Origin of the sequence: Pseudomonas sp. B21-021 (assembly GCF_024749205.1) — a bacterium.
Classification (GTDB): domain Bacteria; phylum Pseudomonadota; class Gammaproteobacteria; order Pseudomonadales; family Pseudomonadaceae; genus Aquipseudomonas; species Aquipseudomonas paraglycinae.
Genome location: NZ_CP087192.1, coordinates 228,707 through 244,339, shown reverse-complemented (window position 1 = coordinate 244,339; position 15,633 = coordinate 228,707). Strand labels below are relative to the sequence as shown.

Here is a 15,633-nt window from a genome sequence, read left to right as displayed (position 1 = left end):
ACCTTCAAGCCTGAGCCGTCTGCACTTCTTTCTGCTGGACTTCTTCCTTGCGAACAAACCTGTTCGCCCGCCCAAACGTCCCGAAATCGTTAAACCGAACCCCCATCTCCCGCATCACCTTATGCGCCACCGGCACCGTCAGCTGGCGAATATAAAACGGCTCCTTCACCACAAAATGATGAATCCCGTGACTGCTGCCGAAGTTGAAGCAGAACGCCTGCAACGGCCACAGCCACCAAGGATTCAACACCTGGCACTGCTGAAGCACATTGCCCGGTTCCACATCCCCGTAGTAATGCATGTTCGAACTGATGAAGTGCAGGCAAAAGGTGCGCAATACATTCGGGCCGATGATCACCACGGCGGCGATGTCGATCACCTGCATCACCGACAACGTGGTCGCCGACCATTCGATCGGCGAGCCCATCAAGTCAGCGATTCCATTGGCCGCATGGAACCCGAGAAACACATACCAAGCCCCCCAATGCACCAGCGCCAGCGGCGCGTAGACCTTCAAAGTGCGTTTGATGATGCTGAATTTATGCGCCCAGGTCTTGGCCCGCAGCATGCGGATGAACGCCGACATCACGTTGTCGCCGACCATCAGCAACCGCGCGAAACCCCACGGTTCGCCGTTGGTGATTGCCCGTTCTTCCATATCGGTTTCAGTGCCGGACACCTTGTGATGATTGAGGTGCAAATGGCGACGGATCCACGGGTTGATCGTGCTCGGCCGCGCCAGCCACACCAGGCCCATCATCAGGTTGTGCGGCACGCGCTGTTTGCGGAAATACATGCTGTGAATCAGGTCATGTTCGAGCTCATGGGTCAGCGAGGCGAAAAACGCGTTGAGCAACAGGCACGCCCACCACGCCATGTGCCCGGTGATGTAGAGCGCCGCCGAACCGATCATCCCGGCCAGGGCAAACGCCAGAATCCCCGCGCCGAGGGCGTCCTGATGCTTGAGAATCGGGTAGCGCTCGCGCAGCTCGACGCCCTTGGCCAGCACTACTTCGCGAATATGCGCTGATCGCTGGGCAGCATTGTGTCGCTGGGGACTTGCAGAAGTACGGTCCATGCTTCCATCCTCTGGTTATTGATGTTCGTATCCTGCCCCGCGCAGATTTCGAACGCGGTAGCCGAGAACGCCAACCTGTTGACCGGAAGCGCCAATCAGCATGAAGGAACCGACTTCTCTCGCCAGCTGGACCCGTGCCCTGCGCAAGCAACTCGACGCGCTGGGGCTGGACAGCACTGCCCTGTGTCAGCAGGCCGGACTCGATCCGCAACTGATGGACGACCCGAACGCCCGCTATCCGTTGTCCGCGACCACACGCCTGTGGGAAATCGCGGTGCAGGTCAGCGGTGATCCGGCAATCGGTTTGCGAGTGTCGCGGTTCGTCAGCCCCACGACGTTTCACGCGCTGGGCTATGCGTTGGTGGCCAGCGGCAGCCTGCGTGAAGTGTTCGAGCGGATCGTGCGTTATCACCAGGTGGTCAGCGACGCGCTGGAACTGGAGCTGACCCGCACCGAAGACCGCTATCGGTTTCGCCTGAAAATCCCGACCGACAACCCCGCTCCGGCCTTCGAAGCCATCGACGCCTTCGCCGCGATCTACGTGCGTACCTGTCGCAATCGCCTGGGCCGCGACTACGCACCACTGGCGGTTTATCTGCGTCGCCCGGAACCAGCCGATGCCCATCAATGGCACAAGGTATTCCGCTCGCCGGTGCATTTTTCCGCCGAAGAAGACCGCATCGAATTCGCCCTCACCGACTTCGACAGCCACCTCGACGACGCCAACCCGGAACTGGCCGAGCACAACGAGGCAGTGCTCAAACGCACCCTCGCCCAGCTCCAACCGCTGACCTGGGAGCGCAAGGTGCGCGACGCCATCGAAGAACAACTGCCCGAAGGCGAACCCAGCGCCGAACGCATCGCCCAGGCCCTGCACTTGAGCCTGCGCAGCCTGCAACGGCATCTGGCGGACGAGGGTTGTCGCTTCGACACCCTGCTGAATGAAAGCCGCGAGAACCTCGCGCTGCTGCACCTGCGCGATCCGCAATGCTCGCTGAGCGAGGTCAGTTATCTGTTGGGATTTGCCGACACCAGCAGCTTCAGCCGCGCGTTCAAACGCTGGACGGGGATGACGCCGGGGCAGTTTCGGGATCAGTTGCGCTGACGGGCCTGGAATTTGTACTGAATCGACCAGCCTCTTCGCGGGCAAGCCCGCTCCCACAAGAATTGGGGCGTACAAAAAAATCCGTGTCACACCTCGACCATTGTGGGAGCGGGCTTGCCCGCGAAAGCGCCCGTCAGGTCACCACAAACCCCAGTTCAAACACAGTGCGATTTGCATCACTACTCACCCGCACCCGCCCCCCATGCAACTGCATGATCGACTGCACGATTGCCAGTCCCAATCCGCCGGAATCTCCCGGCTCCGCGCGGGACGGGTCGACGCGGTAGAAGCGGTCGAACAGTTTGCCCAGATGTTCATCTGCGATGACCGGTCCGAGGTTGTGGACCTGCAGCCAGCACATGCCTGGTTCATCGCGTCGGCGCAGGCTGATGATCGAATCGGCGTCGGCATGGCGTACGGCGTTGGCCAACAGATTGCCCAACGCGCGTTGCAGCAGTTGCTGATCCGCCAGCAACTCTCCACTGAACGTGTTTTCGAGGCGGATTTCCCGGTCATCGGCCAGGGCTTCGAAGTAGTCGCACAACTCATCACCGATTTCGTGCAGTTCCAGCGTGCGCAGATCGAGCGCTCGCTCAGCCTGCTCTGCGCGGGCGAGAAACATCAGGTTTTCGGCCATGCGCTTGAGCCGTTCGAACTCTTCCATGTTCGAGGCCAGCACTTCCTGATACTCGGTGCTGCTGCGCGGGTAATTCAGTGCCTGGCCGTTGCTGGCGAGCAAGGTGTGCAGCGGCGTGCGGATTTCATGGGCGAGGTCGGCGGAAAACTGTGAGAGGCGCTGGAAGCCGTCGTCCAGCCGCACCAGCATGCCGTTCAGCGCGTGCACCGGTTCCAGCAATTCCGCTGGCGTGCCGGCGGTGGGGACGCGTTGGTCGAGGCTGCGCAGGTCGATGCCGCGCAGTGCTTCACTCAGCTTGCGCAGAGGCCGCAAGCCTCGGCGCAACAGCGCCAGGCCCAGCGTGAAAGCGAGTACGGCACCCAGGCCGACGGCCAGATACAAGCGCAGGCGATAGCTGCCGAGCATCTGTTCGCGCTCGCTCAATACCTTGCCGGCGATCACGGTCAGCGCTTCGCCGTTCGGCCCTTGAGCCTGACCTGACAACAGGGCCAGCTCGACACCGTCCGTTGCCTGCCAGGTCAGCACATCGCGGCGTTGCGGCGGTTGATCCCGGGGGATGGCCTGCACGGACGGCAGTGCGCGTTGGCGAGGGTTGATCGTGATCACATTCGAGCCATCCGCGCGTTGCACCAGCAGCAGACTGTCTAGGTTGCCGAGCATGTTCTGGTACAGCCGTGGCCGCGCCTGCAAGGCGTCGAGGCTGTCGCTGTCGGCGAGCAGCGCGCGCACCTGCTCCAGACGACCGAGCAACGCCATGTCGTCGCGCCAGGCGATTTCCGAGGCCAGCGAGCGATACAGGAACACGCCGATCGCGCTGAGTACCAACGCACAGACGGCGGCGAACGCCAGGGCCAGGCGCCAGGCGATGGATCTAGCGCGCATCGTCGGGCGCTTCGAGTTGATAGCCGACCCCGCGCACGGTGTGGATCAGTTTGGGCATGTACGGATCATCGACTTTCGAACGCAGCCGACGCACCGCGACTTCGACCATGTTGGTGTCGCTGTCGAAATTCAGGTTCCACACCTGCGAAGCAATCAGCGTACGCGACAGCACTTCACCCTGACGGCTGGCGAGCAAATGCAGCAGGGCGAACTCCTTGTTGGTCAGGGCGATGCGCTGACCGCCACGGCTGACCCGGCGGCGCAGCACGTCGATTTCCAGATCGGCGATGCTGTACGACTCGGCTTCGCGCATCGGCCCGCGCCGTAACAACGTCCGTACCCGCGCGAGCAATTCAGCGAAGGCAAACGGCTTGAGCAAATAGTCATCGGCTCCCAGTTCGAGGCCGCGCACGCGGTCTTCGATGGCGTCCTTCGCCGTCAGGAACAGCACCGGCGTGGCGCCGCGCTGACGGATCAGCTGCAGCAGTTGCCAGCCATTGAGGCCCGGAAGCATCACGTCGAGGATGATCAGGTCATATGCCTGCTGCTCAATGAAGTAGCGTCCATCGAGGCCATTCAGCGCCACGTCCACGGCAAAACCCGACTCACCCAGCCCTTTGGCGAGGAAATTCGCGGTTTTGGCTTCATCTTCTACGACCAGCAAACGCATGGCACACCTCGATTGATCAGAGACACAGGCTAGGCCCCTTCGGCGCCGTTGCCCATTACAAACTTGTAATCCGGCTGACGAGGTTTCGACGGGGACCGGCGGATAAGGTGGCGGCCTTCGCTTTTTGGAGCCTGCCCATGACCGTTAAATACTTGGTTGCCAGCCTGACAATCGGCCTCAGCAGCGCTACGTTTGCTGCGCCTGAACTGCCCCGTCACACCGATCTCGATCTGAAAACCGCACGGCTGCTGGCCGACACAGCGCTGGAAAACTGCACCGGCACGGTGTCGGTGCTCGACCGTGGCGGCAACCTGTTGGTGACCTTGCGCGGCGACGGTATCGGCCCGCACAACACCGCCGCCAGCCAACGCAAGGCCTACACCGCGCTATCGACGAAGACCCCGACCCGGTTGTTCGCCGAGCGCGCCCGCAGCAACCCGGAAACCGCCAACCTCAACACCCTCGATGAGCTGTTGTTACTCGGCGGCGGCATCCCGCTGTTCGCTGGCAAGGAACTGGTTGGCGCCATGGGCGTAGCCGGTTCCGGTGGCGGCGAGCAGGACGAAAACTGCGCGATCAAGGCTGCCGAAATCGTCGGCCTGTCCCTCAACCGTACTTGAACCCAGGAGCATCACCATGACCCCACTGCGCATGACTTTCGCCGCGCTTGGCTTGAGCGCTTTTTCGAGCCTGGCGCTGGCCGCCGGCAACCCTCTGAGCGTGCACGTACTCAATCTGGAAAACGGCCTGCCGTCGCCGGGCATCAACGTGACGCTGGAACGTCATGTCGGCCAGGACTGGCAGCCGCTGGTGCAGGGCACCACCAATGAACAGGGACGGATCGCCGAACTGTTCCCGTCGAACAAACCGTTCGAGGCGGGTGAATATCGGGTGGTGTTCAAGACCGGCGAGTACTTCGAAAAGGCGAAGCACGAGACGTTTTTTCCGGAGATTCCGGTGATCTTTAAAGTGAAGCAGACGGATCAGCACTATCACATTCCGTTGCTGCTGAGCCCGTATGGTTTCTCGACCTATCGCGGTTCGTAAGCCACATACAATTCCCCTGTGGGAGCGGGCTTGCCCGCGATGGCGTCGTGTCAATCGACATAGAGGACAACTGACAGCCCCCAATCGCGGGCAAGCCCGCTCCCACAGGGATAGTAGTGAACACTAAAGTGTGGCAAGTGCCCGCAGGCGATCAGTGTCGAGGATTTCGATTTCGCCATAACTCAAGCCGATAATCCCCTGCCCCTGTAACTCCTTGAGGATCTGGTTGGTGGTCTGCCGCGACAGCGACAGCATCGACGCCAGCTGTTCCTGGGGCAGTTGCAGCACGCGGCGTGGCGGATCGAGTTCGCCGTAGCCTTCGGCGATCATCAGCAGGCGATGAGCCAGACGCGCCGGGGCCGGCAGCAGGCTCAGCTGTTCGAGATTGATGAAGGTCAGGCGCAATTTGTGGCTCATCAGCAAGGCCAGATGCCGCCAGTAGACGGGATGTTCGTCGAGCAGTTTCAGCAGCGTGGCCTGGGGAATGTTCAGCAGGGTACAAGGCCCGACCGCGTAGGCATCGTGCGTGCGAGGCTGGCCGTCGAACAGGCAGATTTCGCCAAACCAGTGCGGCGCCTCCACCAGGCTCAGCAACGCCTCCTTGCCCTGCTCGCTGACCGCGCCGATGCGCACCGCGCCGTCGAGCACCGCGTACAGCCCGCATGGTGCATCGCCGCGCTGGAACAAGCGCTGTCCCGCCGCCAGCCGCCGCTCCCGGGCCGCCGCCAGCAGACTATCCTGAAAGGACGAAGGCAGATGACTGAACCATTGCCCGGTCAACAGACGCTCGCGCCAGACCTTATCCATGCGTTCTCCTAAAGATTGTCGCCTGCCTGACAGAGCGAGCCGTGAACCCGGGGCATGATTCGATCACCCTACAGGAGGAACAACAATGAAAAGCCTCGTCGATCATTTGAGTCAATACGCCGCTTACCACCGTGACCCGCGCAACATCGCCAGCCACTTTATCGGGATTCCGCTGATTGTGGTGGCGGTGGCCGTGCTGTTGTCGCGGCCGGAATGGTCGGTGGGCGGCTTGTGGATTTCCCCGGCGGTGATCGCGGCCCTCGCTTCGGCGTGGTTTTACCTGCGCCTGGAGCTGAAGCTCGGGGTTCTGATGACCGTGTTGATGGGGCTGTCGGTGTGGGCCGGGCATGTCCTGGCGCAGCAGAGCACCATGGTCTGGCTCAGCAGCGGTCTGGCGATGTTTTTGATTGGCTGGGTGATCCAGTTTGTCGGGCACCACTATGAAGGGCGCAAACCAGCGTTTGTGGATGACTTGAGCGGGTTGATTGTCGGGCCGCTGTTTGTGGTGGCCGAGTTGGCGTTCATGCTCGGGATGCGCCATGAGCTGAAAGAGCAGATCGAGGCGCGGGCGGGTGTGGTGCGGGTCAATCCGAATCGTGCGGCTGTCTGAACCACTGCCCGGCTCGCTCGTTCCCACGCTCTGCGTGGGAATGAATCCCGTGACGCTCCGCGTCACAGTGGACGCGGAGCGTCTATAGCGGCGTTCCCACGCGGAGCGTGGGAACGAGCGAGATCAAACGTTGGCGACTTTCTGCCAGACCTTCGGCTTGAAGAACAACGTCTCCCCCTTCGCCAACCCGGTCAGGCTGTCGTGGTCTTTCACCACTTCCGCCTCGATCAGATCCGTCTGGCCTTCAACCTTCAACGTCACCCGCGTGGTCGCGCCCAGCGGACGGATATCGCGGACTTCAGCGGCGTGGTGATCCTCCAGCTCATGCCGCGACAGCGACACTTCGTGCGGGCGGAACAGCACGTGATTGTCATCGCCCAGATGCAGACGGTTCGAATCGCCGAGGAAGTGATAGACGAAATCGCTGGCCGGGTTTTCGTAGACGTCGCCCGGTGAGCCGATCTGCTCGATCACACCCTTGTTCATCACCACGATGCGGTCGGCCACTTCCATCGCCTCTTCCTGGTCGTGGGTCACGAACACCGAGGTCAGGTTGATGTCTTCGTGCAGGCGCGCCAGCCAGCGGCGCAGCTCTTTACGCACCTTGGCGTCGAGGGCACCGAACGGCTCGTCGAGCAGCAGCACTTTCGGCTCTACCGCCAGCGCACGGGCCAGAGCGATACGCTGACGCTGGCCGCCGGACAGTTGCTCCGGATAACGATCCGACAGCCAGTCCAGTTGCACCATGTTCAGCAGCTCGTGAACCTTGGTCGCGATCTGGCTTTCAGTCGGGCGCTGGTTTTTCGGCTTCATGCGCAGGCCGAATGCGACGTTGTCGAACACGGTCATGTGGCGGAACAAAGCGTAGTGCTGGAACACGAAACCGACGTTGCGATCCCGCACGTCATGGCCGGAAACGTCCTCGCCGTGGAACACGATGTTGCCGTTATCCGGGGTTTCCAGACCGGCAATAATGCGCAGCAGGGTGGTCTTGCCGCAGCCGGACGGGCCGAGCAGCGCCACCAGTTCACCGCTGTGGATGTCCAGGCTGATGTTGTCCAGCGCCTTGAACGCATTGAAATTCTTGCTGACGTTACGCACTTCGATCGACATGAATTATTCCTCCGCGGCGCTGGCGCGCAGGCGGTTGATACGGTTTTCGCTCCACTGCTTGAGCAGCAGGATGAAGAGCGCCAGGATCAGCAACAGGCTCGCCACAGCGAACGCGGCCACGTGGTTGTATTCGTTGTAGAGGATCTCGACGTGCAGCGGCAAGGTGTTGGTCACCCCGCGAATGTGCCCGGAAACCACCGACACCGCACCGAACTCACCCATGGCCCGCGCGGTACACAGCACCACGCCATAGATCAGGCCCCATTTGATGTTGGGGACGGTCACGTGCCAGAACATCTGCCAGCCGTTGGCGCCGAGCAGGCGCGCGGCTTCCTCTTCCTGAGTGCCTTGTTCCTGCATCAGCGGGATCAGCTCACGGGCCACGAACGGCACGGTGACGAAGATTGTCGCCAGCACGATGCCCGGCAGGGCGAAGACGATCTGGATATCGTGATCCTGCAGCCACGGCCCGAACAGGCCCTGGGCGCCGAACATCAACACGTAGACCAGACCCGCGATCACCGGCGACACCGAGAACGGCAGGTCGATCAGGGTCACCAGCATACTCTTGCCGCGGAACGAGTATTTGCTCACGCACCACGCGGCGCTGACACCGAACACCAGGTTCAGCGGCACCGAAATCAGCACCGCAATCACGGTGAGTTTCAGGGCCGACAAGGCATCCGGTTCAAAGATCGCCGTGAAGAACGCGCCGAGGCCGTTCTTCAAACCCTGCGACACCACGATGAACAGCGGCAGCACCAGAAACAGGAAGAAAATCAGCCAGCCGAGGCCGATCAGGATCCGCCGCGAAGTGGCGCTGCCACGGCGGGCGGCGTTGGCCGAGGAAGCGGCCGCAATAGACGATTGGGACATGGTTCGCGCCTCCTTATGGGGTTTCGATGCGCCGCTGCAGCAAGTTGATCAGCAGCAACAGGACGAAGGAAACCACCAGCATCAACACGCCGATGGAGGTAGCGCCGGTGTAATCGTACTGGTCGAGCTTGACCATGATCAGCAGCGGCAGGATCTCGGTTTTCATCGGCATGTTGCCGGCGATGAAAATCACCGAACCGTACTCGCCGACGCCCCGGGCAAACGCCAGGGCAAAACCGGTCAGCCAGGCCGGCAACAGCGCCGGCAGCAGGATGTGACGAAATACCTGCAAAGGTTTCGCGCCGAGGCACGCCGCGGCTTCTTCGACTTCACGCGGGATGTCGGCCAGCACCGGCTGCACCGTGCGCACCACGAACGGCAAGGTCACGAAGGTCAGCGCCAGCGTGATCCCGAGCGGGGTGTAGGCGATCTTGAAACCGAGGTCGGCGGCGAACTGCCCGACCAGCCCGGTCGGCGTGTACAGCGCCGTCAGCGCAATACCGGCCACGGCGGTCGGCAGGGCGAACGGCAGATCGATCATCGCGTCGATCACCTTGCGCCCCGGGAACGTGTAGCGCACCAGCACCCAGGCCAGCAACGTGCCGATGATGCCGTTGATGATCGCGGCGCACAGCGCGGTGCCGAAGCTCAGCTTCAATGCGGCGAGAACGCGGGGCGCGGAGATGATCGTCCAGAACTGGTCCCAGGTGAGTTGGGCGGCGTGGACGAACATCGCCGCCAGCGGGATAAGCACAATCAGGCTGAGGTACACCAAGGTGTAGCCCAGCGTCAGCCCGAAGCCGGGTATGACGGGGGAGATACGACGCGACATAAAAGTCCTTGGTTTGAGAACGCGCAAAGCCCCGAACATAAATCCGGGGCTCGTTTTAGGCTATTGAAACTTACTGCGCCTGATAGATCTGGTCGAACACGCCACCGTCGTTGAAGAATTTCGGCTGTGCGGTTTTCCAGCCGCCGAAGTCCTTGTCGATGGTCACCAGTTCCAGTTTCGGGAACTGCTGGGCGTACTTGGCTGCCACGTCCTTGTCACGCGGGCGGTAGAAGTTCTTCGCCGCTATTTCCTGGCCGGCCGGGCTGTACAGGTGCTTGAGGTAGGCTTCGGCGATCTGCTCGTTGCCCTTCTTCTCGGCGTTCTTGTCGACCACGGCCACCGGTGGTTCGGCGAGGATCGACAGCGAAGGCACGACGATGTCGAACTTGTCCTTGCCGCCGTCTTCTTTCAGCGCCAGGAAGGCTTCGTTTTCCCAGGCCAGCAACACGTCACCCTGACCGTTGTTGACGAAGGTGATGGTCGAGCCACGGGCGCCGGTGTCCAGAACCGGAACGTGCTTGAACAGGGTCTGTACGTATTCCTTGGCTTTGGCTTCGTTGCCGCCGTTGGCTTTCAGGCCGTAGGCCCATGCCGCGAGGAAGTTCCAGCGCGCACCGCCGGAGGTTTTCGGGTTCGGGGTGATCACCGAGACGTCGTTCTTGACCAGGTCGCCCCAGTCCTTGATGCCTTTCGGGTTGCCCTTGCGCACCAGGAACACGATGGTCGAGGTGTACGGAGTGCTGGCTTCCGGCAGACGCTTCTGCCAGTCAGCCGGCAGGGTCTTGCCGAGCTTGGCGATTTCGTCGATGTCGCCAGCCAGGGCCAGGGTCACGACGTCGGCGCGCAGACCGTCGATCACCGCACGGCCCTGCTTGCCCGAACCGCCGTGGGATTGCTGGATTTTCACGGTGTCGCCGGCGTGCTCCGACTGCCAGTACTTCACGAACTCGGCGTTGTAATCCTGATACAGCTCGCGCGTCGGGTCATACGACACGTTGAGCAGTTCGTAATCCTTGGCAACCGCGGAACCGGCAAACACAGCACTGGCCAGGGCGGCCAAAGCGTAACGGCGAATCGACGACATGGTGAAAGCTCCTGGAATTCTTGGTGGTGGCTTTTTCTTATGGATTGCTGGAATCGGGTTGCTCGTTCAACGACCGCAGCCTGTGGCAGCTTCTGCCAACAGCTCCCCGCAGGAGCTGCCGCAGACTACGAATCAGGCCGGTTTGTTACCCGGTTGCTGCAGACGGAATTTCTCTTTGCGTTCGATCTGGACCACCTGGGCGTTATGCACAGTGATTTCCACCGCGCCGAAACGCAGGTCGCGCAAGGCGCTCTGGATTTCGCGCAAGATGGTGCTTTCGTCCTGACCGTCAACGCTACGCAGGGATGCGCTCATGGTGCTGCTCCTTTGTATGGGATATGCCTGGCAGTGGGCGGCACTGCGTTCGGCGTGGGAGCAATATAAGAGAGCTTTGGATATTCTTAAAAAGACTATTTAAGAATGTTTATATAACTGGAAAACATTATGTGGTGCAGCAAGGGTTTGCGGCGGATTTGCCCGTCGGCAAACCCGCCGTAGGCCGCCCTCAACCGATCAAGGGCGCCCGGTTCCAGTCGATTTGCGCTTCCGGGACCGGCCGTCCGAACCAGTAGCCCTGCCCCAGATCACAGGCCTGCCCCAGCAGGAACGCCGCCTGTTCCGCCTGCTCGATACCCTCGGCATGCACCTGCATGCCCATGCTGCGGGCTAGGGCGATGATCACCCGGACGATCGCCGCATCGTCCTCGTCCCACGGCAGGCCGGCAACGAAGCCCTGATCAATCTTGAGCTTCTGCACCGGCAGGCGCTTGAGCCGCAGCAACGACGAATAACCGGTGCCGAAGTCATCGATGGCCAGACGAATGCCCAGCTCGCGCAGACGATGCATCTGTTCCAGCGCGACTTCCGGATCGTCCATCACCGCACTTTCGGTGACCTCCAGTTCCAGATAGGCCGGATCCAGGCCGGTCTCGTGCAGCACCTGCGCAACCTGCTCGTACAACTCGCGACGGGCGAACAAACGTGACGACACGTTCACCGCGACAAACGACAGCACTACTCCCGCCTGCTGCCATTGGCACATCTGCCGGCAGGCCTGCTGCATGACCCAGGCGTCGATTTCCGAGATCAGCCCGGTGCGCTCGGCAATCGGGATGAACTCCGCCGGCGACACCAGGCCACGCTGCGGATGCTCCCAGCGCACCAGCGCTTCGACGCCGATCAGGCGACTGGTTTGCAGGTCGTGTACCGGTTGGTAGTAGACCCGCAGTTCCTGCTGCTCCAGCGCGCGGCGCAACTCGAAGGCGATTTCGACCCGCTGCTGGGCGTGAGCCGTAAGCTCTTCGGTGTACAGCGCGTAGCCATTGCGGCCGCTGCTCTTGGCCTTGAACAGCGCCGCATCGGCGTTGCGCAACAGCTGTTCGGCGCTCAGTGCATCACTGGGAAACAGGCTGATGCCGAGGCTGGCGTTGATGAACAGTTCATGGCCGTCGAGGCAGAATGGCTCCTTGAGCGCATCGAGAATACGCTGAGCCAGCGCTGCCGCCTGTGCCGGCTGTGGACAACTTTCCAGCAGGACCGCAAATTCATCGCCGCCCAGCCGCGCCAGGGTGATGCCCGGCCCGAACAACGCCTGCAAACGCGCCGCGACTGCCTTGAGCAAACGGTCACCAATGGTGTGGCCGAGGCTGTCGTTGATCAGTTTGAAATGGTCCAGATCGATCATCAGCAATGCGCAGCCGCGCTTGTGGGTCTGCGCCGATGCCAGCGCCTGTTCGGCGCGGTCGCTGAACAGCAGGCGATTGGGCAGGTCGGTCAGCGGATCGTGGTGGGCCAGGTGTTTGAGTTCGTGTTCGGAATCCTTGATCGCGCTGATATCGGAGAACACCGCGACGTAGTGGCTGAGCCGACCGTCTTCGTCGCGGATCACCCGGATCGTCTGCCACTGCGGGTAGATCTCGCCGCTTTTACGGCGGTTCCAGATCTCGCCGCTCCACTCGTCCTGCGCCTGCAACGTAGCGAACATCGCCTGATAAAAACCCGGCGGATGGTGCCCGGACTTGAACAGGCTGGGCTGCTGGCCAATCACTTCTTCACGCTGATAGCCGGTGATTTCCATGAAGGCGCGATTGACGTGCACGATCAGCCCCTGCCGGTCCGTGACCAGCACGCCCTCGCGGGTGCAATCGAATACCGCAGCGGCCTGACGCAGGCGTTCGCGATCCGCCTGGCGCTCACGCAATCGGGCGCCGATGCCCAGGCATTCGAACAGCCGCGACCGGGCCAGGAAGATCAACCCGGCGCTGAGCGCTACGAACAGATAGCCGTTGATCAGTTGCCAGCGCAGCAGTTCGTCAGAGTTATCAAAGAAACTGTTCAATAAATAGCCAGTGCCTTGCAGCCAGACAACGGCAAGGACCAGGTAAAGCAGCGCTGCACGCACAGCATCGCGGTATGTGGCAGACATTCGGCCGTCCATGTCCCTACAAAAATGTCGGGATTATAGGTCAAGAAACATCCAGCCATCTCTTATCTGAAAGGGCGACTGGTTTTATCTGTGTGCTTGGTGATAATGCAACGGCTGTTTTTTCTTTATCGAGGGCCCTATAGCCTATGTGGTACGAAGGTTTTCTTGGCTTGTCGGCCTGGTCACTGGTCGCCGTCACCCTGGTGATGACCCACGTGACGATCGTTGCCGTCACGGTCTACTTGCACCGCTACTCGGCCCATCGCTCTCTGGAGCTGAATGCCGGGCTGAAGCATTTCTTCCGTTTCTGGCTGTGGCTGACCACAGCGCAGAACACCCGCGAGTGGACCGCCATCCACCGCAAGCACCACGCCAAATGCGAAACCGAAGACGACCCGCACAGTCCGGTCGTCAAGGGTCTGTCCACTGTCCTGCGCAAAGGTGCCGAGCTGTACCGCGAAGAAGCGCAGAACCCGGAAACCCTGCGCATCTACGGCAAGAACTGCCCCGAAGACTGGATCGAGCGCAACCTCTACAGCCGCTACCGGCTGCTGGGCGTAGCGATCATGGCCGTCGTCGACCTGTTGCTGTTCGGCACCATCGGCATCACCATCTGGGCAATCCAGATGATGTGGATCCCGGTCTGGGCGGCCGGCGTGGTCAACGGTCTCGGCCATGCCGTCGGTTACCGCAACTTCGAATGCCGCGACGCGGCGACCAATCTGGTGCCATGGGGCATCCTGATCGGCGGCGAAGAGCTGCACAACAACCATCACACCTATCCCAACTCGGCCAAGCTGTCGGTCAAGAAGTGGGAGTTCGACCTCGGCTGGGCCTGGATCCAGGTCTTCAGCTTCCTGCGTCTGGCCAAGGTTCAGCGTGTTGCCCCGATCGCCCACCGCGTCGAAGGCAAGGGCAGCCTGGACATGGACACCGCCATGGCGATCCTCAACAACCGCTTCCAGATCATGGCCCAGTACCGCAAGCTGGTGATCGGCCCGCTGGTCAAACAGGAACTGGCCAAGGTCGATCATTCGGTACGCCACCAGTTCCATCGCGCCAAGCGTCTACTGTCGCGGGAAACCAGCCTGCTGGAAGATCGCCACCACGCGCGCATCCAGAGCATGCTCGAGCACAGCCAGGCGCTGAAGGTAATCTACGAGAAACGTCTGGCCCTGCAGCAGATCTGGGTCAAGACCAGCGCAAATGGCCACGACATGCTCGCCGCCATCAAGGAATGGGTACACGAGGCCGAGGCCAGTGGCATCCAGTCTCTGCGTGAATTCGCCGACCAGTTGAAAACCTACTCGCTGCGCCCTGCCGCCGTCTGATGCCGTTGATCGGTGCGCCCCCATTCCAGGGCGCACCCTTCGGAACTTCACCCCCGATCCCCTATCTCAAAGACACTTCGCCACCCCCGGCGGGCTTTCCCGTGGCCGTTGTCGACTTCCCGGCACGCCCTTTGAGATTCGTGTCGATGGTCAACAACAATCAAAAAGACTCATCCCCTCCCCAGTGGCCCGAGGCCGCGCAGACCCTGATGGCGTTGATGCACGCCCAGGGCGAAGTCGCCCGACTGAGCGAACGTGAACAGCTGTTCAGTTCGCTACTGGTCAGCGTCAACGCCGTGCTTTGGGCCTTTAACTGGGAAACCCGTCAGGTGTTGTACGTCAGCCCCGCCTACGAACGGATTTTCGGCCGCTCCGCCGCCCTGCTGCTGGCCGACTACAACCAGTGGCGCGACAGCATCTACCCCGATGACCTCGAATACGCCGAACGCAGCCTCGCCGAAGTGCTGCACAAAGGCGCCGTGGAAGACCGCGAATACCGGATCATCGACGCCGACGGCCAGGTGCGCTGGATCAGCGACAAGTGCTTCATCAACCGTCAGGACGAACCGGGGCAACCGGTGATCATCGTCGGCATCGCCGAAGACATCACCGACAAGAAGCAGATGGAAACCGAGCTGCAACGCCTGGCCACCACCGACGTGCTGACCCAGAGCAGCAATCGCCGGCACTTCTTCGAGTGCGCCCACCGCGAATTCGAAAACGCCCGCCTGCAGGGTGCGCCACTGGCGTTCCTGCTGCTGGACATCGATGACTTCAAAGTGATCAACGACACCTACGGCCACCCGGAAGGCGACAATGTGCTGCAACGAATTGCCGAATGCGGTCGTGCTTCGTTACGCCGGGGAGACCTGTTCGGGCGGATTGGCGGTGAGGAATTTGCTGCGGTTTTTCCGGGCTGTGCGCCGGACATGGCGATGCAGGTGGCCGAACGGCTGCAACGGGAAATCCAGCGGCTGAGCTTCAATCACGCCGATCAGACGTTCGGCATCACCGTCAGCCAAGGCCTGACCAGCCTCACCCCGGAAGACGAAAGCCTCGACACACTGTTCGCCCGCGCGGACGCGGCGATGTACGAGGCCAAACGGCAGGGCAAGAACCGGATCATTTCCGCCTGA

General features: G+C 61.5%; 16 protein-coding genes. 6 read left to right on the top strand and 10 right to left on the bottom strand.

Features of this window, described 5'->3' with window-relative positions:
• Positions 1-4: 4 nt before the first annotated feature.
• Positions 5-1,078 carry a fatty acid desaturase gene (locus LOY31_RS01055; RefSeq protein ID WP_258712716.1) on the bottom strand — a complete coding sequence of 358 codons (1,074 nt, stop codon included), beginning with the start codon at positions 1,076-1,078 and terminating at the stop codon, positions 5-7.
• A gap of 100 nt (positions 1,079-1,178) precedes the next feature.
• Here LOY31_RS01055 and LOY31_RS01050 point away from each other — a divergent pair, with 100 nt between their 5' ends.
• On the top strand, positions 1,179-2,183 hold the full coding sequence (locus LOY31_RS01050; RefSeq protein WP_085608575.1) for an AraC family transcriptional regulator: 1,005 nt from the start codon (positions 1,179-1,181) through the stop codon (positions 2,181-2,183).
• 133 nt (positions 2,184-2,316) lie between these two features.
• Here the strand turns inward: LOY31_RS01050 and LOY31_RS01045 are convergent, their stop codons facing one another.
• Positions 2,317-3,702: a heavy metal sensor histidine kinase gene (locus LOY31_RS01045; protein WP_221535474.1), complete on the bottom strand. Its 1,386-nt coding sequence runs from the start codon at positions 3,700-3,702 to the stop codon at positions 2,317-2,319.
• On the bottom strand, positions 3,692-4,372 hold the full coding sequence (locus tag LOY31_RS01040) for a heavy metal response regulator transcription factor (RefSeq protein WP_007952810.1): 681 nt from the start codon (positions 4,370-4,372) through the stop codon (positions 3,692-3,694). Before LOY31_RS01040 ends, LOY31_RS01045 begins: the two co-directional genes overlap by 11 nt.
• Before the next feature lie 137 nt (positions 4,373-4,509).
• Between LOY31_RS01040 and LOY31_RS01035 the strand changes: the two genes are divergently transcribed.
• Together LOY31_RS01035 and uraH are read left to right on the top strand one after the other, a co-directional pair.
• Positions 4,510-4,992, top strand: a complete 483-nt coding sequence (locus LOY31_RS01035; RefSeq protein ID WP_221535473.1) for a heme-binding protein — start codon at positions 4,510-4,512, stop codon at positions 4,990-4,992.
• A gap of 16 nt (positions 4,993-5,008) precedes the next feature.
• On the top strand, positions 5,009-5,419 hold the full coding sequence (gene uraH, locus LOY31_RS01030) for a hydroxyisourate hydrolase (protein ID WP_221535472.1): 411 nt from the start codon (positions 5,009-5,011) through the stop codon (positions 5,417-5,419).
• 123 nt (positions 5,420-5,542) lie between these two features.
• On the opposite strand, the gene LOY31_RS01025 is transcribed toward uraH, so the two are convergent.
• Positions 5,543-6,226 (bottom strand): Crp/Fnr family transcriptional regulator, encoded by a 684-nt coding sequence (locus LOY31_RS01025; protein ID WP_207984673.1) that lies wholly within the window; start codon positions 6,224-6,226, stop codon positions 5,543-5,545.
• Positions 6,227-6,311: 85 nt separating this feature from the next.
• Between LOY31_RS01025 and LOY31_RS01020 the strand changes: the two genes are divergently transcribed.
• Positions 6,312-6,836, top strand: a complete 525-nt coding sequence (locus tag LOY31_RS01020; RefSeq protein ID WP_085608571.1) for a DUF962 domain-containing protein — start codon at positions 6,312-6,314, stop codon at positions 6,834-6,836.
• A gap of 123 nt (positions 6,837-6,959) precedes the next feature.
• Here the strand turns inward: LOY31_RS01020 and LOY31_RS01015 are convergent, their stop codons facing one another.
• From LOY31_RS01015 to dibA, 6 genes are all read right to left on the bottom strand, one after another.
• Positions 6,960-7,949 carry a sulfate/molybdate ABC transporter ATP-binding protein gene (locus LOY31_RS01015; RefSeq protein WP_064382696.1) on the bottom strand — a complete coding sequence of 330 codons (990 nt, stop codon included), beginning with the start codon at positions 7,947-7,949 and terminating at the stop codon, positions 6,960-6,962.
• A 3-nt stretch (positions 7,950-7,952) separates the two neighbouring features.
• Positions 7,953-8,825, bottom strand: coding sequence for a sulfate ABC transporter permease subunit CysW (cysW, locus tag LOY31_RS01010; protein ID WP_007952817.1), 873 nt, complete (start codon positions 8,823-8,825; stop codon positions 7,953-7,955).
• 13 nt (positions 8,826-8,838) lie between these two features.
• A complete protein-coding gene (cysT, locus tag LOY31_RS01005; protein ID WP_007952818.1) occupies positions 8,839-9,657 on the bottom strand; it encodes a sulfate ABC transporter permease subunit CysT in 819 nt (272 codons plus the stop codon).
• Positions 9,658-9,727: 70 nt separating this feature from the next.
• Positions 9,728-10,741 (bottom strand): sulfate ABC transporter substrate-binding protein, encoded by a 1,014-nt coding sequence (locus tag LOY31_RS01000; RefSeq protein ID WP_007952819.1) that lies wholly within the window; start codon positions 10,739-10,741, stop codon positions 9,728-9,730.
• 132 nt (positions 10,742-10,873) lie between these two features.
• Positions 10,874-11,056 (bottom strand): sulfur starvation response protein OscA, encoded by a 183-nt coding sequence (gene oscA, locus LOY31_RS00995; protein ID WP_007952821.1) that lies wholly within the window; start codon positions 11,054-11,056, stop codon positions 10,874-10,876.
• 190 nt (positions 11,057-11,246) lie between these two features.
• Entirely contained in the window at positions 11,247-13,166 is a 1,920-nt protein-coding gene (dibA, locus tag LOY31_RS00990) for a phosphodiesterase DibA (protein WP_085608570.1), read from the bottom strand.
• Between the two features lie 146 nt (positions 13,167-13,312).
• On the opposite strand from dibA, the gene desA reads away from it, so the two are divergent.
• Both desA and LOY31_RS00980 read left to right on the top strand, forming a co-directional pair.
• Positions 13,313-14,497, top strand: coding sequence for a delta-9 fatty acid desaturase DesA (desA, locus tag LOY31_RS00985; RefSeq protein WP_085608569.1), 1,185 nt, complete (start codon positions 13,313-13,315; stop codon positions 14,495-14,497).
• A gap of 146 nt (positions 14,498-14,643) precedes the next feature.
• Positions 14,644-15,633, top strand: coding sequence for a sensor domain-containing diguanylate cyclase (locus tag LOY31_RS00980; protein ID WP_085608568.1), 990 nt, complete (start codon positions 14,644-14,646; stop codon positions 15,631-15,633).